Genomic DNA, 17,157 nt, shown 5'->3' on the forward strand with positions numbered 1-17,157 from the left:
CCGTCCTCCCCTGTGGGGAGAGTAGGAAAAGCGAGGCTAGGCCAGTTCGTCCGGGCTGCCGAGCAAATCGCGCAGTGCGGCCACTTCCATGCCCTGGCCGCCGGCCAGCGGCGCCAGCACGCTGCGCGGCGCATCGATGCGCAGGCGCCAGCCTTCTTCGTCGACCGCTTCCTCGGCAATCGCCCCGGCAGCGCGCAGCCTGGCGTGCAAGCGGCCGGCCGAGAGCGGCAGACGCAGTTCGGATTGCACGCGCTCGCCGCCGAGCAATTCGCCCAACGCCTGGCGCAACAGCTCCAGGCCGGCCCCGCTGTGTGCGGACAGCCATACCTGCTGCGGCACGCCTTCCGCATTGCGCACAATGCGCGGTTCGGCGCCGGTGAGGTCGATCTTGTTCATCACATGCAGCTGCGGCACATCGCCGGCATCGATTTCATCCAGCACCTGGTCGACCACGTCGTGCAGGCGCTGGCGCTCTTCATCGGCCGCGTCGCTTACATGCAGCAGCAGATCGGCATCGCGTGCTTCGGCCAGGGTGCCGCGGAAGGCGGCGACCAGGTCGTGCGGAAGATCGCGCACAAAGCCGACCGTATCGGCCAGCACGGCCGGGCCGCAGCTCAGGTCTTCCAGCTTGCGTACGGTGGGATCGAGCGTGGCGAACAGCTGGTCCGCGGCATACACCTCGCCTTGCGTCAGCGTATTGAACAAGGTGGATTTGCCGGCGTTGGTATAGCCCACCAGGGCCACCCGCGGCACCGTGTTGCGCAGGCGTGCGCGGCGCTGCTGGTTGCGCTGGGTCTGCACTTTTTCCAGCCGGTTGCTGAGCATCTTCACGCGCTCGGCCAGCAGGCGGCGGTCGGTTTCCAGCTGGGTTTCGCCCGGGCCGCGGTTGCCGATGGCACCGCCGCGCTGAGCATCCAGATGGGTCCAGCCGCGTACCAGCCGCGTGGCCAGGTGCTTGAGCTGGGCCAGTTCCACTTCCATCTTGCCTTCGTGCGAACGGGCACGCTGGGCGAAGATGTCCAGGATCAGCCCGGCGCGGTCGACCACGCGCGTGCTGAGCAGCTTTTCGAGATTGCGCTCCTGCACCGGCGTCAGCAGATGATCGACCAGCACCAGGTCGGCGCCGAGCGCACGCACGGCTTCGGCCACTTCTTCGGCCTTGCCGCTGCCAATGTAGTAACGAGGATTGGGCACGTCGATGCGTGCGGGAATCGTAGCCAGCACTTCGGCGCCGGCCGATTTCACCAGCTCGACGAATTCTTCCGCCCGCTCGACCGCGTCGCTCCCGCCGCGCGAATGCGGCAGGACCAACACGGCTCGTTCGCCTTTCTTTTGTCTATCAAACAGGGTGAATCAACCTTCGTTTTCAGCCGACGCGTGCTCGAGGTGGCTTTCGTGGCCGTCGTGACCTTCATGGCCATTGCCGACGCGGACGTTGCGGCTGGGCACTACGGTAGAGATGGCGTGTTTATAGACCATCTGGCTGACCTGGTTGCGCAGCAGAACCACGAACTGATCGAAAGATTCGATCGTGCCCTGCAGCTTAATGCCATTGACCAGGTAGATGGCGACGGGTACGCGCTCGCGGCGCAGTGCATTCAGAAACGGATCTTGCAAGGATTGCCCTTTTGACATTTTTTGTTCTCCCCCTCTTCCAACGGATGGGCCGAAAAATAAAGGCGCCAATAGCGCCCCGGCCCTAGTTGTTCGAATGTTAACCGCTTTTAAATCGTGGTTGAAAGACTTTTGTAAGTTGTGACAAAGAGATAACAAAACTGCGTCACAGACTTCACGAGCACCGCTCAGTTTTCCCCAAGAAACAGACACATGGCGGCGGCGGCGCGCTCCAGCAGGCCCGGTTGCTCGGGGTCCAGCACCCGGGCATCCAGCTCGCTGCGCAGCCAGGTGATCTGCCGTTTGGCCAATTGGCGGGTGGCGAAGATGCCGCGGTCGCGCAAAACGGCGGCATCGTAGGCGCCATCCAGGTGCTCCCAGGCCTGGCGGTAGCCGACCGCCCGGATGGCTGGCAGGTCCGGACGCAGGTCGCCGCGCTGGCGCAGGGCCTGCACTTCGTCGAGCAGGCCTTCGCGCAGCATCAATTCGAAGCGGTGAGCGATGCGCGCGTGCAGCGGCGCGCGGTCGCCGGGCAGCAGCGCCAGCTTGAGCACCCGCCAGGGAAACGGCTGCCCTCGCCCGCCCTGCTGCTGGGCGCTGAGCGGGCGGCCGGTCAGCATGATCACTTCCAGGGCGCGCTGGATACGCTGGGCATCATTGGGCTTGATCCGCTCGGCCGCGGGTGGATCGAGTTCGACCAGCCGGCCATGCAGGCCGTGCCAGCCGATCGCGGCCGCTTCTTCAGCCAATTGCGCGCGAAGTTCGGGATCGGCCTCCGGCAGGCTGGACAGACCACGTTGCAGCGCCCGGAAATACAAACCCGTACCGCCAACCAGCAGCGGCAGCTTGCCCGCCGCATGCATGCGCTGCATGGCGGCTTGCGCATCGGCGCTGAAGTCGGCCGCGGAATACGGCTCGGCCGGATCGCGAATATCGATCAGCTCGTGCGGATAGCGCGCCAGCGTGGCCGCATCCGGCTTGGCGCTGCCAATATCCAGGCCGCGATAGACCAGCGCCGAATCCACGCTGATCAGGCCGAACGGAAAACGTTCGCTCAGCGCGCACGCAAGCGCGGTCTTGCCCGACGCGGTCGGGCCCATCAGGAATACGGCAAGCGGGCGGTGATCGACAGGCATCGGCACATTCTATGGGATCGCCTGCACGCGACGGTCGGCGCTGTGCACTGGATGCGCTCCGGCGCGTTGCTATCCGGACAACTCTGTCCATCGCATAGAAGCTGCTTATGAAATATCCACGCCCCTCGTGCCTATGGCTCGCAGCCGGTTTGCTGATCACCCAGGTTGCGCTAGCGCAGGAAACAACGACAGGATCGGATTTCAGCGGCATCTGGCAGCTCAATGACAAGCAGAGCGACAGCGCCGCCGATATCACCGAGCGCCTGCACCGGGAAAAGCGGCGCGAGGAAGCGCCATCCTCGCGGCCGGCAGGAGCCAGCACCAGCGCCGCGCCCGCCAGCTCCGGCAATAACTTTGGCGGACGCGGCGGCGGCCACGGCATGGGTGGCGGAGGCATGGGCGGTGGCGGCATGGGCGGGGGCCGCCACGGCGGCGGCAAGCACGATACGCAGGCATCCAGCGACGGCAGCAGTGCCCCCGCCAGGGATCCCACCCCGCCCCTGCTGGCTAACGACGCACTGCTCAACGTGCAGCAGACCGACAAAAGCGTGCAGGTGGACTACAACAACACCGATCGCCTGAACACCAGGTTCGACGGCGTCGCCCGGCAATCCATCAACGGCAGCGCGCAGGTGCAGACCCAGCTGTCGCCAGACGGCATGCAAGTATCGATGCAGTTCGACGACGGCACCCATCTGGACCAGAGCTGGCAGCGCTCGCCCGATGGCCATCATCTGACAGTGACCGAAACCTGGACTACCACCACGGTGAAAGAGCCGATCGTGTTCAAGCGCTACTACGACCGCCTGGATCTCTGAGCTTCCACCATCCGCCACCCTCGTCCATCCCCACCCTCGTCATCCCGGCGCAGGCCGGGACCCAGCGACTTCGAAATGCAGCAAAGACGCCAGGCCCCGGCCGGCGCCGGGATGACGGCTCGGCGATGTGCGACTGGATGGCCGCTGCGCCATGACGTTTGCGATGAGCCGATGCCGCAGCGCGTCAAGGCATGCCCCATGCCGGCGGATCTATAATTAGCAACTTAACTTTCCTCCCCCGCCCGCTGTTGGATGTGCCCCATGCCGCAAACGATGAAAGCCCTGGTCAAGCGCCACGCCGAAAAAGGTATCTGGATGGAAGAAGTTCCGGTGCCGGAAGTCGGTCCGAACGAGGTGCTGATCAAACTGGAAAAAACTGCCATCTGCGGCACCGACCTGCATATCTACAAATGGGACGAATGGTCCCAGCGCACGATCAAGCCCGGCCTCACCATCGGGCATGAATTCGTCGGCCGCATCGTGGAGATCGGCCCGGGCGTAACCGGCTACAAGATCGGCGACCGCGTCTCGGCCGAAGGCCATATCGTGTGCGGCCATTGCCGCAACTGCCGCGCCGGCCGCCAGCACCTGTGCCCGAACACCATCGGTATCGGCGTGAACCGCAATGGCGCCTTCGCCGAATACATGAGCATGCCGGCCTCCAACCTGTGGCCGATTCCGGACCAGATCCCGTCGGAACTGGCGGCCTTCTTCGATCCCTACGGCAACGCCGCACACTGCGCGCTGGAATTCGACCTGGTCGGCGAAGACGTACTGATCACCGGCGCCGGCCCGATCGGCATCATTGCCGCGGGCATCGCCAAGCACGTCGGTGCGCGCAACGTGGTGGTCACCGACGTCAACGACTACCGCCTGAAGCTCGCCGCCGACATGGGGGCCACGCGCGTGGTCAACGTGGCGAACCAGTCGCTGAAGGACGTCATGAAGGACCTGCACATGGAAGGCTTCGACGTAGGCCTGGAAATGAGCGGCAATGCGCGCGCCTTCAACGACATGCTCGAATGCATGTACCACGGCGGCAAGGTCGCCCTGCTGGGCATCCTGCCCAAGGGCGCCGGCATCGACTGGGACCGGGTGATCTTCAAGGGCCTTACGCTGCAGGGCATCTACGGCCGCCGCATGTACGAGACCTGGTACAAGATGACCCAGATGGTGCTGACCGGCTTCCCGCTGCAGAAGGTGCTCACGCACCAGATCCACATCGACGATTTCCAGAAAGGTTTCGACCTGATGGATGCCGGCGTGTGCGGCAAGGTCGTGTGTTCCTGGCATTAAACAGCGTTGCCTCCGCTTCCCGCCGGTTCATCTGGCGGGAAGCGGAATTTCAAGACTGAAGCCACGCAATCTTTTACGCCGCACGCTACACTCCGGCCCAGGCGTGCCGGCAGGGTTTCAGGCTTGGGTAAGTGCACGGCTGCAGCCGCGCACGGTCGGCCCGCGATGTCATAGGGAGCATCGACGGCATGGCAAACCGGAACTCGTCATCCAAGGCGTTCATGGCAGCCGGTCGCGAACGGGCGCTGGGTCTTTACCGATCGCGCCGCTTGCGCATCACCGGGCTGGTCATTGTCATCGTGCTGGCGCTGGTCGGCCTGTTCGGCTTCTTTATCGCGCCCGGCATTCTCAAGAGCCAGCTGGAAAAGCAGCTCGGCGCCCAGCTCGACCGGCCGGTAAGCATCGGCGCCATCCATGTGAATCCCTACACGCTGCGCGTGGCAGTGGACAAGCTGCATATCGGCGAGCGCGACGGCACTTCACCGTTTATTGACGTCGACAACCTGGTTGTCAATGCGTCCTGGGGATCGGTGTTCCACCTGGCGCCGGTGCTGGATGAATTGTCGGTGGTGCATCCGCAGATCCACCTCGTGCGCAGCGGACCGCAGCAATTCAATTTCACCGATATCGTGCAGCGCTTCGCCGCCAAGCCCAGCGATCCTAACGCGCCGCCGGCGCGCTTCGCACTTTCCAATATCAGTGTGCACAACGGCGCCATCACGCTGGACGACAAGGTGCTCAATGCCACGCACCGGGTCGAGCAACTGGAGCTTGGCATTCCGTTCCTGGCCAATCTGCCGCATGACACGGACATCTTCGTGCAGCCCCTGCTGGGCATGCAGGTGGATGGCAGCCCGCTGCATGTCCAGGGACAGACCAAGCCGTTCGCGGATAGCCGCGAATCGGTGATCAGCTTTACGCTGGATCACCTGGACCTGGCCAAATACCTGGGCTACGTGCCCGAACCGCTGCCGGCGAATGTTCCCAGCGGCCTGCTGTCGGGCACGCTGGAACTGCATTTCATCCAGACCAAACCAAGCCAGCAATTGCTGCTGCAAGGCCAGCTGCAGATCGACAACTTCGCGCTGACCACCCACGACAATGCACCGATGCTGGAACTCGGCCACGGCACGGCTGCGCTGGCCGACGTGCAGCCGCTGCTGTCGCGCTATCACTTCAGCAGCATCCAGCTGGACCAGGCCAAGCTGCACTACGTGAAGCTGCCTGGCGGCAAGACCAATTTCGATACGCTGCTGGGCAAGGACAAGCCGCCGGCACCGCCCGGCACGCCGTCTGCCGATGCGCAGATCGCCACGCTGGCACTGCAAGACAGCACGCTCGACTACATCGACCGCAGCGGACCAAAACCGGCACAGCTCACGCTGGGCAACTTGCACGGCGCGATCCGCTCGCTGTCCACGGTGTCCAAGCAAGCGGGCACGATCGACCTGAGTTCCAGCGTGGCCGGCGGCAACCTGCACGCAACCGGCGACCTGTTCATGAGCGCCAGCCGCTTCAACGGCGAAGTGAGCGCCACCGGCGCCGGCCTGTCGTCGCTGCTGGCGATGGCCCCGCCCATGCTCAACGCCGACATCGCCAGCGGCACGCTCGATGGCGATATGCATCTGCAGGTGGACTGGAGCAAGGCGCTCGCACTCAGCATGGACAACAGCAAGCTGGCCGCGAACAACGTGGCGCTGACCCAGCGCGGACGCAAGCCGGTAGCCTGGCAGGCGTTCGAGCTGGAGATCCGCCATCTCGATCTCGGCAGCAGCGTGGCGCAGCTGGGTAACGTCAACCTGCATGGCTTGAAGATCGACGCACGGCGCCTGAAGAACGGCAGCATCGATCTCACCGATCTGATGAAGTCGTCGCCGCCGGCACACGGCAAGCAGGCCGCCGGGCCGGCCTGGCATTGGAGCATTGCCCACCTGGGTATCGATGGCAGCAGTTTCGCGCTCAGCGATCCCAGCCTGCCCGGCAAGAACGGCCGCATCGAAGTGAATGCCGACAAATTCGGCCTGGACAATCTCTCCGATGACATGCACAAGCCGATCAAACTGGATCTTGCCGGCGCCATCGGCCGCGGCAAATTCCATATCGGCGGCAATGTAAAACCGGAACCGGCGGATGCGGACCTGCGCATCGAAGCCACCAAGCTCAACATGGCGCCATTTGCCTCGCTGGTGGAAGTGCCTTTGAACGTGCGCCTGGACAGCGCCCTGCTCAGTGCCAACGGGCGCGCGCGCTACCGCGACCGCAAGCCGGCGCCGCTGATCAGCTATCAAGGCCGCATGGTGCTGAGCAAAGTGCGCGTATTGGACAAGGTCACCAACGACGATTTCCTGCGCTGGAGTTCGCTCTCGGCCAGCGGCATGAAAGTGCGCATGGGCGAAGGCGCACCGCAAGTGGATATCGGCGCCCTGGCTCTGGACGACTTCTATGCGCGCGTGATCGTCAACGCCAACGGACGCATCAACGTGCAGGACGTGGTGTCCAATCCGGCGCAGGCACCGGTCTCGGTGACCCGCGCGGAAAACGGGCCGGCACCGCCGGCAGCGGCCAATCCGCCGCCTGTCGCCGCACCGGCGCCCGCAGCGAGTGCGCCCGCAGCCTTGGCCACCGCCAGCAGCAGCGCAGCACCGCCAGCGCAGATCCATATCGGCCAGATCACGCTGGCCGACGGCAACCTCAACTACACCGACAACTTCATCAAGCCGAACTACACCGCCAATATCACCCAGCTGGCGGGCAAGATCGGCGCCTTCGGCACCGATACCAGCAACGCGCCGGCCGATGTCATGCTGCAAGGCTCGCTGGACGACAACTCGCCGGTAGAGATCAACGGCAGCATCAATCCGCTGACACCGGTGGCGTTCCTGGATATCAAGGCCAACGCCAACGATGTGGAGCTCACGCACCTGACGCCCTACTCCGGCAAATACGCCGGCTACCCGATCACCAAGGGGCGCCTGACCATGGATGTGCACTACCAGCTCGACCAGGGCAAGCTCAACGCCGACAACCATATCGTGCTCAACCAGCTCACCTTCGGCGATCGCATCGATGGGCCCGGCATCAGCCATCTGCCGGTGAAACTGGCGGTGGCACTGCTGAAGGATTCCAACGGCAATATCGATATCCACGTGCCGGTATCCGGCTCGCTCAACGATCCGCATTTCAGCCTCGGCGGCGTGATCTGGCAGGCCTTCGTCAATCTGCTCAAGCGTGCAGTGACCTCGCCGTTCCGCCTGCTCGCCTCGGCGGCCGGCGGCGGCCAGCAGGATCTGGGCTATGTGGAATTCGCGCCGGGCTCGGATGTACTGGACAAGGAAGCGGACGACCGCCTGGCCAAGATCGTCGACATCCTCAACAAGAAGACCGCGCTGAAACTCGACATCACCGGCCGCGTCGATCCTGCCTTCGACGAAAACGGCCTGCGCACGGTGATGGTCGACCAGGCAGTGCAGAAAGAAGAAGCCGACGATATCGGCACCGCCGCAGCCAAGGCCGCCCCGGTCAAGCGTGGCAGCGACGACTACAACAAATACTTGGCCAAGGCCTACAAGCACGCCGACTTCAAGAAGCCGCGCGACCTGATCGGCCTGACCAAGTCGCAGCCGCCGGACGCGATGATCAAGATGATGGAAGACAACGTGAAGGTGGACCAGGACGCCCTGCGCCACCTGGCCGAACGGCGTGCCGATGCCGTGAAGCAATACATGCACGGCAAGATCGACGACAGCCGCGTGTTCGTGCTGGCACCCAAGCTCGATGCCAAGGGTATCGACGACAAGGGCAAGACCACGCGCGACGATTTCGGCCTGCACTAAAGCACCGCCCCACCAAACACCATAAGCCCTCTCCCCTCCGGGGCACGCGGGGAGAGCACATGGATGTGCTCGGCTTTGAGGAGCGAGGAGAGGGCTGGGTGAGGGGCCATCCTTGCGATAAACCGCCCCCACCTCCCCCACGGGTTTCACACCCCAAGCCCCCCGCTACAATGTCTGGTCTCCCCCACCGAGCTGCATCCCCATGAGCTACTCCGGCCAGGCGCGCTACGCCCAAGAACTCGAATCCATCCGCGAACAAGGCCTGTTCAAGGCCGAACGCATCATTGTGTCGCCCCAGTCCGCCGAGATTGAGCTGGAAGGCGGCCGCAAGGTGCTCAACTTCTGCGCCAACAACTATCTCGGCCTGGCCGATCATCCGGAAGTGATCCAGGCCGCCAAGGATGCGCTCGACAGCCACGGCTTCGGCATGGCCTCGGTGCGCTTTATCTGCGGCACCCAGGACCTGCACAAGCAGCTGGAAAAGAAGATCGCTGAATTCTTCGGCACCGAAGACACCATCCTCTACGCCGCCTGCTTCGACGCGAACGGCGGCTTGTACGAACCGCTGCTGGGCGAAGAAGACGCGATCATTTCCGACGCGCTCAACCATGCCTCGATCATCGACGGCATCCGCCTGTGCAAGGCCAAGCGCTTCCGCTACGCCAACTGCGACATGGCCGACCTGGAAGCGCAATTGCAGGCTGCCGATGCCGCCGGCGCGCGCACCAAGCTGATCACCAGCGACGGCGCCTTCTCGATGGACGGTTTTATCGCCCCGCTGGACAAGATCACCGCACTGGCCGCCAAGTACAACGCCCTGGTGCATATCGATGAATGCCATTGCACCGGCTTCCTCGGCCCGCACGGCCGCGGCTCGGCCGAAGTGCATGGGGTGATGGACAAGATCGATATCTTCACCGGCACCCTGGGCAAGGCGCTGGGCGGCGCGCTGGGCGGCTTCACCACCGGCCGCGCCGAAGTGATCGAGATGCTGCGCCAGCGTTCGCGTCCGTACCTGTTCTCCAACTCGCTGCCGCCGCACGTGGTGGCAGCTGCGATCAAGGTGTTCGACATGCTCGGCTCGGCCGGCGACCTGCGCCGGCGCGTGCAGGAAAACACCCAGTACTTCCGCGAACAGATGAGCAAGGTCGGCTTCGACATCAAGCCGGGCGTGCACCCGATCGTGCCGGTGATGGTCTACGACGCCAAGAAGGCGCAGGCGATGGCGGCAGGCTTGCTGGAAGAAGGCATCTACGTCACCGGCTTCTTCTATCCGGTGGTGCCGCAGGGCCAGGCGCGCATCCGCACGCAGATGAGTGCGGCGCATACGCGCGAGCATCTGGACCGGGCGATTGCAGCGTTCACCAAGGTAGGTCGCAATCTGGGCGTGATCGGCTGATCCGACCGGCAAGCATGGCTCAGGCTGCCCCGCTGCACGATCCGGGGCAGCCTGACGGACGGACCTGTTTACCCGCGCAAACCGAACCCAACGCTATTTACGCCGCACGGGACCTGAGGCACCGCCGCGACGCGCTCGCGCGGACGCTGCAGAGCGCGCCGACTTAGCTGAAGCGTCCATCGCTGGGGGCGATGCTTGAGCAGATGGCGTATGTGCCAGCGCAGCGATTTCCGCATCCGTCACATAACGCCATTGCCCTTTGGCTAGATCGCCCAGCGTCAAGCCGCCGATGGCGATGCGGATCAGGCGCAACACGCCGATGCCCTGCACTTCCAGCAAGCGGCGGATATGCCGGTTGCGCCCCTCATCGAGCACCACTTCCAGCCAGGCGTTTTTTTCGCCAGTGCGCAGCAGCGTCACCTGTTTGGCAGCGAGCCGTTCACCCTGGTCGACCACGCCATGCACCATCTGCTCGAGCACGGCCGGCGCGGGAATGGTGTCGACCTGCACGTGGTAAGTCTTGTCCACGTGATAGCGCGGATCGGTAAGTCGCGCCGACCAGACGCTGTCGTTGCTGAGCAGCAACAAGCCTTCGCTGGCCTTGTCCAGCCTTCCTACCGGCCCCAGCCAGGGCAGACCGGCATCTGTCAGCAACGCGTAAACGGTGTCGCGGCCACGCTCGTCGGCAGCGCTGACCACGATGCCGCGCGGCTTGTTCAAGGCGATATAGATACGCTTGGCGGCCGCTACGGCCGTTCCATCCAGCACGATGCGCTGGCGTTCGGGATCGGCCGGACGTTCCGGATCCAGCACCACCCGTCCATCGACACTCACCCGGCCTTCGCGCACGGCTTTTTCCGCCTGGCTGCGTGAGCACACACCCAGCTTGCTGAGCACGCGTGCAAGACCGAAACGCGGAGCGGAGGGCGTGGGCATAAGGCGAAAAGATTAGCGGGCCGGCAAAAGAAAAGCCCGGCCGAAGCCGGGCTTTTCCGTAACGCCTTGCAGTCCGATTACTGCTGGACCTGCAGTTCGGTGCGACGGTTGCGGGCGCGGCCGGCATCCGTCTTGTTGGTGTCGATCGGGTCGTTCTTGCCGTGACCCACCGGACCTTCCAGACGGCTTGCATCGATGCCGTGCGAGGTCAGGTAGCTGTACACGATCTGCGCACGACGCTCCGACAGGCCCTGGTTGTAGGCATCGGTACCGACGCTGTCGGTGTAACCGGCAACCATCACCTTCACCTGCGGGTAGCGCTTCAGCGTATCGACAGCCTGATCCAGGATCGCCAGCGAATCGCTGCTCGGCACGGCCAGAGCCGGCTCGATGTTGGTCTCGCCCTTCTTCGGACGGTCGAACTTGAAGTTCACGCCCTTCAGGTCGATCACTACCTTCTGCGGGCAGCCATCCGGACCCACGATCGTGCCTTCCGGCAGATCCGGGCACTTGTTGTCGCACAGGTTCACGCCGTTGCGGAACTGCTTGGAGCAGTCCGGAGCAGCCGGAGCCGGAGCCGGGGCCGGAGCGGCAGCAGCCGGCACGGCGCCGATCTTGGCCACCAGGCTGAAGCCCAGGTACCAGTCGCCGTAGCCGTTCTTCGCCGGCTGGGTCTTGTCGTCCCAGTCATAGCGGTAGGCAGCTTCCACGCGGAAGTCGGCGCTGTCGGTGATCGACTTGGAGATACCCACGCCAGCCTGTGCAGCCGGATCCCAGCCCTTGTCGAACGGGTTGGAGTGGTAGCTGCCCATCACGCCGCCCATCAGGTACGGGCGCCAGGAGTTGGCATCGCCGAAGAAGTAGCGGGCCGACACACCATAGTTGTTGTTCGACCACTTGTTGCCCTGGCCGAACACGGCGCTGTCAGCGTCGCGCTTGGTGCGGTCCACGAACAGTTCCACCGAGACGTTCGGGCTGATGAACTTACCCACGGACAGACCGTAGAAGATCTGGCGGCTGTGCGTGTTGCGGTCGGTGTCGTTGTAGTAGCCGCCCACGGTCGGGGCAATGTACCAACGATCATCAAAACCATTCGGCCATGCCGGCGCGGAGGTCTCGCTGCTGCTGCCAGCGGCTGCGGCCGTATTGTCCTGCGCGTGCACGGCACCTACGCCGCCCAGGGCAAGAGCAATCAGAAAATAAAGGCCCTTACGTTTCATCAGGTGTCTCCTCGATTATTGGTTTTCGCGTCCATTCCACCCCAGACGGAAATCGCGCGGCAGAACTTTAGGTATGCGGGGGACTCATTCGCTACCCTGCTTGGTGTCCCTAACAGCAAGCGGCGCAGAGTGTAGCAAAACCGTTAAGGGATCCGCACGCCGGACTTTCAGGGTCTGCGGGCATCCGGTGAAGCTTTGTTCAGGTAAATCGCGCACTTTCGCAGCCGTACGCTGACACTTCTTTACATTTTACGTTTTCATACGAATGAAAAAAGCCCGGCAGTGCCGGGCTTTTTCGTTAAACAGTTGCTGCGGATTACTGCTGAACCTGCAATTCCGTGCGACGGTTGCGTGCACGGCCCTCGGCCGTCTTGTTGCTGTCGATCGGATCGTTCAGGCCATGGCCGATCGGTCCTTCCAGCCGGCTCGGATCGATACCGTGCGAGGTCAGGTAGTCGTACACGATCTTGGCGCGGCGTTCCGACAGGCCCTGGTTGTACTGCGCGGTACCGACGCTGTCGGTGTAGCCGGCAACAGTCACGTGCACCTGCGGGTAGCGCTTGAGCGTATCGACGGCCTGATCCAGGATCGCCAGCGAATCGCTGCTCGGCACGGCCAGGGCCGGCTCGATGTTGGTCTCGCCCTTCTTCGGACGGTCGAACTTGAAGTTCACGCCCTTCAGGTCGATCACTACCTTCTGCGGGCAGCCATCCGGACCCACGATCGTGCCTTCCGGCAGATCCGGGCACTTGTTGTCGCACAGGTTCACGCCGTTGCGGAACTGCTTGGAGCAGTCCGGAGCGGCCGGCTGCGGCGGAGCGGCCGGCGCGGCAGCAGCCGGCACGGCGCCGATCTTGGCCACCAGACTGAAGCCCAGGTACCAGTCGCCGTAGCCGTTCTTCGCCGGCTGGGTCTTGTCGTCCCAGTCATAGCGGTAGGCAGCTTCCACGCGGAAGTCGGCGCTGTCGGTGATCGACTTGGAGATACCCACGCCAGCCTGTGCAGCCGGATCCCAGCCCTTGTCGAACGGGTTGGAGTGATAGCTGCCCATCACGCCGCCCATCAGGTACGGGCGCCAGGAGTTGGCATCGCCGAAGAAGTAGCGGGCCGACACACCGTAGTTGTTGTTCGACCACTTGTTGCCCTGGCCGAACACGGCGCTGTCAGCGTCGCGCTTGGTGCGGTCCACGAACAGTTCCACCGAGACGTTCGGGCTGATGAACTTACCCACGGACAGACCGTAGAAGATCTGGCGGCTGTGCGTGTTGCGGTCGGTGTCGTTGTAGTAGCCGCCGACCGTGGGCGCGAGGTACCAGCGGTCGTCGAAGCCGTTCGGCCACGCCGGCGCACCCGAGGTTTCGGTGCTGCCGGCAGCTGCGGCGGTGTTGTCTTGCGCATGGGCGGCACCAACACCCCCCAGGGCAAGAGCAATCAGAAAATAAAGGCCCTTACGTTTCATCAGGTGTCTCCTCAATTCTTAATGATTGGGGCGATGCATCCGCCAAGAACAAACCGCTTTTCGTTATCGAGCACTAACGAATCGGTTAGCGCATTCCTGCGATAGCCCTGCACCCTGCGGCGCCAGTTTAACCAAAACTAAACGAGTTGCAAAATAAATGCTAATTGGCTCGACAGCCTACTGAAAGCCACCGACAAATCAAGTATTTAGGCGCATTCCCATTAGCCGCGAACGCAACAGGCCCACCTCGCCCCACCGAATGCCGGGTGCCTGAGGCACTGCCGGCATTCCGTATAGCTTTTACCCGCGGCCGTGTTTACAGCGCGAACAACCCCAGGAACGCCTGGATCGGCATGGCATCGAGCTTGGCCGGATCCGCCGTGGCGTCAAGGATCGCCTTGACGCGGTGCGAGGGCAAGTGACTGCGCATGGCCGCTTCGAACTTCTTCAACAGCACCGGGATGCCCTCGGCGCGGCGCTTGCGGTGGCCGATCGGATAATCGATGGACACCTTCTCGGTGCTGCTGCCGTCCTTGAAGAACACCTGCACCGAATTGCCGATATAGCGCTTCTCCGGATCGAAGTAGTCCTTGGTGAACTGCGGGTTCTCCGCCACCACCATTTTCTCGCGCAGGGCGTCGATGCGCGGATCGGCGGCGACGTCATCGTTGTAATCGTCGGCGGTGAGGCGGCCGAAGATCATGGGCACGGCCACCATGTACTGGATGCAATGGTCGCGGTCGGCGTAATTGGCCAGCGGGCCGGTCTTGTCGATGATGCGGCAGCCGGCTTCCTGGGTCTCGATCACCACCTTCTCGATCTGGTCGAGCTTGCCGGCGACCTGGCCGTGCAGCTGCATGGCGCATTCCACCGCGGTCTGCGCGTGGAACTCGGCCGGGAAGCTGATCTTGAACAGCACGTTCTCCATCACGTAGCTGCCGAACGGACGCTCGAACTGGAAGGCGTTGCCCTTGAAGGCCACGTCGTAATAGCCCCAGGTCTTGGCGCTGAGCGCCGACGGATAGCCCACCACGCCGCGATACACGGCATTGATGGCGTGCGTGACGGCACGGCGGCAGGCGTCGCCCGCAGCCCAGCTCTTGCGCGGTCCGGTGTTCGGCGCGTGACGGTAGGTGCGCAGCGCACCGTTGTCGATCCAGCTATGCGATACGGCGGTGGTGATCTGGTCCTTGTTACCGCCCAGCATTGCAGTGGCCACCGCGGTGGAGGCCAGGCGCACCAGGATCACGTGGTCCTGGCCGACGCGGTTGAAGCTGTTGAGCAAGGCGTAGCAGCCCTGGATTTCGTGCGCCTTGATCGCATAGGCGAGCACGTCGCGCACGCTCAGCGCCTTGCCGCCTTCACGCTCGGCCTGGCGGCTGAGGTAGTCGGCCACGGCGAGGATCGCGCCGAGGTTGTCCGAGGGATGGCCCCATTCCGCGGCCAGCCAGGTATCGTTGAAGTCCAGCCAGCGGATCTGGGTGCCGATGGCGAACGCCGCCTGCACCGGATCCAGCTCGTGGCTGGTGCCCGGCACGCGCGCGCCACCCGGCAGCGTGGCGCCCGGCACCACCGGCCCGAGGTGCTTCACGCATTCCGGAAACTTCATCGCCATCATCGCCGTGGCCAGCGAATCGAGCAGCATGTAGCGCGCGGTATCGTAGGCCTCGGTCGAATTGATCTGGTAGTCGGCCACGTAGTTGGCGATGTCGACCAGCGGCTGATCGGGGTCGGGACGCTTGGCGGAACGGATATCGTGCGCGCTCATGGCAGGGGTCTCGCGAGGTAGGAAAACGCCCATTGTAGCGGGAGGGCGGTGGTTTCTTCAGAAATCCGGCTTGACCATTCCCGGCCACCTGTCGAAAATCCCTGCGGATCACATCCCAAAGGGGAGTAGTTCCGGAGGCGGCCAGCCGTCTCCGCGCGGCAGTCGTCATCACGAGCGAGGCTTCGCTCCGGTCGCCGCGGTGGACCCACGAACGAGACTTTTGCGATGACTGCGGGCCGCGCGCGCCCGCCGTCGTCGCTTGAGTCCAGCGCGTAGAGGAATCCGCATGATCTTCCCCACTCATCTGCTCTCGGACCTGCTCACCATCGTCCTGCTGGACCTGGTACTGGCCGGCGACAACGCCATCGTGATCGCGCTCGCCGCGCGCAACCTGCCGCGCCAGCTGCAAAAACGCGCCGTGTTCTGGGGCACCTTCGGCGCGGTGGCCATACGTATCGTATTGACCGTGCTGGTGGTCTATCTGCTGGAATTGCCCGGCCTGATGCTGGCCGGCGGCGTGCTGCTGCTGCCCATCGCGTGGAAGCTGCTGCAACCCGCTCACGACGACGGCCATGAAATCGCCGCCGCCGCAGGTTTCTGGCCGGCGCTGCGTACCATCGTGCTGGCCGATGCCTTGATGGGGCTGGATAACGTACTGGCCATCGCGGGTGCGGCCAAAGGCCATACCGGCCTGGTGGTGATCGGCCTGTTGATCAGCATTCCGCTGGTGGTATGGGGCTCCACCCTGATCCTGAAGCTGATCGAACGCTTCCCCATCATTGTGTATGCGGGCGCGGCGGCGATCGCGTGGACCGCCGGTCGCATGATCAGCCACGAAAAACTATGGCTGGGGTGGTTCGACACCCACGGCTGGATGAAACATGCGCTGGAGGCGGGTCTGGTGATCCTCGTCTGCGGCGGACGCTGGCTGCTCAACCGGCGCATCGCCGCACAACGTGCACGCAAGGCTTGAGCCCGGAAGCGCGGCACCGGACACTGTGCCGCTTCCCCGTCACCCCATGGAGTTGCCATGAAGCTGTATTACATCCCCGGCGCCTGCTCGATGGCCGATCACATCGCGCTGGAGTGGATCGGCAAGCCTTACCAGACGGAAGCCGTGGCGCGCGATGCGCTGCGCTCGCCCGCATACCTGAAGATCAATCCCAGCGGCCAGGTGCCTGCACTGATCGATGACGATGGCTGGGTGCTGACCGAAAACGTCGCCATCCTCAATTATCTGATCGATCGCTTCCCTGAAGCCGGCCTGGGCGGCGACGGTTCGGCGCGCGAACGCGCCGAAGTGAACCGCTGGCTGGCTTTCATCAATTCCGATGCGCACCCGGTATTCAAGCCGATCTTCGCGCCGCAGCGATTTATCGGCGACGAAACGCAGCATGCCTCAGTGCAGGAAACGGCGCGCCAGCGCCTGCGCGGCCACTTCGAGCGCTTGAACGCACAGTTGGCCGATCGCGAATGGCTCACCGGCCATCGCTCGGTGGCCGATGCATACCTGTTTGTGGTGTTGCGCTGGGCGAAGGCCAAGCAGGTGGACCTGCAAGGGCTGGATCACCTGGAAGCCTTCAGCACCCGCATGCATGCCGATGCCGGCGTAAAAGCCGTCATGCAGGCCGAGGGTATCTAAGCGCACAGATCGCCTGCCGCTGCGCCTTGTTTCACG

General features: G+C 63.8%; 13 protein-coding genes. 6 read left to right on the forward strand and 7 right to left on the reverse strand.

The features are described 5' to 3' along the window. Positions 1-36: 36 nt before the first annotated feature. The 3 genes from hflX to miaA form a co-directional block, all read right to left on the reverse strand. Positions 37-1,347, reverse strand: a complete 1,311-nt coding sequence (hflX, locus tag IGX34_RS04935; RefSeq protein ID WP_192554946.1) for a ribosome rescue GTPase HflX — start codon at positions 1,345-1,347, stop codon at positions 37-39. A gap of 6 nt (positions 1,348-1,353) precedes the next feature. After that, a complete protein-coding gene (gene hfq, locus IGX34_RS04940) occupies positions 1,354-1,635 on the reverse strand; it encodes an RNA chaperone Hfq (protein WP_192554589.1) in 282 nt (93 codons plus the stop codon). Between the two features lie 167 nt (positions 1,636-1,802). Beyond that, positions 1,803-2,750: a tRNA (adenosine(37)-N6)-dimethylallyltransferase MiaA gene (miaA, locus tag IGX34_RS04945; protein ID WP_192554590.1), complete on the reverse strand. Its 948-nt coding sequence runs from the start codon at positions 2,748-2,750 to the stop codon at positions 1,803-1,805. Positions 2,751-2,857: 107 nt separating this feature from the next. On the opposite strand from miaA, the gene IGX34_RS04950 reads away from it, so the two are divergent. The 4 genes from IGX34_RS04950 to kbl all read left to right on the forward strand — a co-directional run bounded on the left by IGX34_RS04950 (position 2,858) and on the right by kbl (position 10,096). Further along, on the forward strand, positions 2,858-3,568 hold the full coding sequence (locus IGX34_RS04950; protein ID WP_192554591.1) for a hypothetical protein: 711 nt from the start codon (positions 2,858-2,860) through the stop codon (positions 3,566-3,568). A 261-nt stretch (positions 3,569-3,829) separates the two neighbouring features. Beyond that, positions 3,830-4,864 carry an L-threonine 3-dehydrogenase gene (tdh, locus tag IGX34_RS04955; protein WP_192554592.1) on the forward strand — a complete coding sequence of 345 codons (1,035 nt, stop codon included), beginning with the start codon at positions 3,830-3,832 and terminating at the stop codon, positions 4,862-4,864. Positions 4,865-5,052: 188 nt separating this feature from the next. Further along, the gene (locus tag IGX34_RS04960) at positions 5,053-8,697 is read left to right on the forward strand and encodes a DUF748 domain-containing protein (protein ID WP_192554593.1); all 3,645 of its coding nucleotides are present in this window, start codon (positions 5,053-5,055) and stop codon (positions 8,695-8,697) included. Between the two features lie 202 nt (positions 8,698-8,899). After that, complete coding sequence (kbl, locus tag IGX34_RS04965; protein WP_192554594.1) at positions 8,900-10,096, forward strand: glycine C-acetyltransferase; 1,197 nt, start codon at positions 8,900-8,902, stop codon at positions 10,094-10,096. Positions 10,097-10,189: 93 nt separating this feature from the next. Here the strand turns inward: kbl and IGX34_RS04970 are convergent, their stop codons facing one another. From IGX34_RS04970 to IGX34_RS04985, 4 genes are all read right to left on the reverse strand, one after another. After that, on the reverse strand, positions 10,190-11,032 hold the full coding sequence (locus IGX34_RS04970; protein WP_192554595.1) for a pseudouridine synthase: 843 nt from the start codon (positions 11,030-11,032) through the stop codon (positions 10,190-10,192). Positions 11,033-11,109: 77 nt separating this feature from the next. After that, positions 11,110-12,252, reverse strand: coding sequence for an OmpA family protein (locus IGX34_RS04975; protein ID WP_192554596.1), 1,143 nt, complete (start codon positions 12,250-12,252; stop codon positions 11,110-11,112). A gap of 316 nt (positions 12,253-12,568) precedes the next feature. Then, the gene (locus tag IGX34_RS04980) at positions 12,569-13,711 is read right to left on the reverse strand and encodes an OmpA family protein (RefSeq protein ID WP_192554597.1); all 1,143 of its coding nucleotides are present in this window, start codon (positions 13,709-13,711) and stop codon (positions 12,569-12,571) included. A gap of 316 nt (positions 13,712-14,027) precedes the next feature. Further along, positions 14,028-15,479 carry a bifunctional 2-methylcitrate dehydratase/aconitate hydratase gene (locus IGX34_RS04985; RefSeq protein WP_192554598.1) on the reverse strand — a complete coding sequence of 484 codons (1,452 nt, stop codon included), beginning with the start codon at positions 15,477-15,479 and terminating at the stop codon, positions 14,028-14,030. A 286-nt stretch (positions 15,480-15,765) separates the two neighbouring features. Here IGX34_RS04985 and IGX34_RS04990 point away from each other — a divergent pair, with 286 nt between their 5' ends. Together IGX34_RS04990 and IGX34_RS04995 are read left to right on the forward strand one after the other, a co-directional pair. After that, entirely contained in the window at positions 15,766-16,452 is a 687-nt protein-coding gene (locus IGX34_RS04990) for a TerC family protein (protein ID WP_192554599.1), read from the forward strand. A gap of 57 nt (positions 16,453-16,509) precedes the next feature. Continuing rightward, positions 16,510-17,121: a glutathione S-transferase N-terminal domain-containing protein gene (locus IGX34_RS04995; RefSeq protein ID WP_192554600.1), complete on the forward strand. Its 612-nt coding sequence runs from the start codon at positions 16,510-16,512 to the stop codon at positions 17,119-17,121. The last annotated feature ends 36 nt before the right edge of the window (positions 17,122-17,157 follow it).

This window comes from Dyella acidiphila (assembly GCF_014863405.1).
GTDB classification, from domain to species: Bacteria; Pseudomonadota; Gammaproteobacteria; order Xanthomonadales; family Rhodanobacteraceae; genus Dyella_B; species Dyella_B acidiphila.

Excerpts from the sequence above, each read along its gene's own strand:
- kbl (WP_192554594.1), top strand. The coding sequence starts at position 8,900 with ATGAGCTACTCCGGCCAGGCGCGCTACGCCCAAGAACTCGAATCCATC.
- IGX34_RS04970 (WP_192554595.1), bottom strand. The coding sequence starts at position 11,032 with ATGCCCACGCCCTCCGCTCCGCGTTTCGGTCTTGCACGCGTGCTCAGC.
- IGX34_RS04975 (WP_192554596.1), bottom strand. The coding sequence starts at position 12,252 with ATGAAACGTAAGGGCCTTTATTTTCTGATTGCTCTTGCCCTGGGCGGC.
- miaA (WP_192554590.1), bottom strand. The coding sequence starts at position 2,750 with ATGCCTGTCGATCACCGCCCGCTTGCCGTATTCCTGATGGGCCCGACC.
- IGX34_RS04950 (WP_192554591.1), top strand. The coding sequence starts at position 2,858 with ATGAAATATCCACGCCCCTCGTGCCTATGGCTCGCAGCCGGTTTGCTG.
- IGX34_RS04960 (WP_192554593.1), top strand. The coding sequence starts at position 5,053 with ATGGCAAACCGGAACTCGTCATCCAAGGCGTTCATGGCAGCCGGTCGC.
- tdh (WP_192554592.1), top strand. The coding sequence starts at position 3,830 with ATGCCGCAAACGATGAAAGCCCTGGTCAAGCGCCACGCCGAAAAAGGT.
- IGX34_RS04980 (WP_192554597.1), bottom strand. The coding sequence starts at position 13,711 with ATGAAACGTAAGGGCCTTTATTTTCTGATTGCTCTTGCCCTGGGGGGT.
- hfq (WP_192554589.1), bottom strand. The coding sequence starts at position 1,635 with ATGTCAAAAGGGCAATCCTTGCAAGATCCGTTTCTGAATGCACTGCGC.
- IGX34_RS04990 (WP_192554599.1), top strand. The coding sequence starts at position 15,766 with ATGATCTTCCCCACTCATCTGCTCTCGGACCTGCTCACCATCGTCCTG.
- IGX34_RS04985 (WP_192554598.1), bottom strand. The coding sequence starts at position 15,479 with ATGAGCGCGCACGATATCCGTTCCGCCAAGCGTCCCGACCCCGATCAG.
- IGX34_RS04995 (WP_192554600.1), top strand. The coding sequence starts at position 16,510 with ATGAAGCTGTATTACATCCCCGGCGCCTGCTCGATGGCCGATCACATC.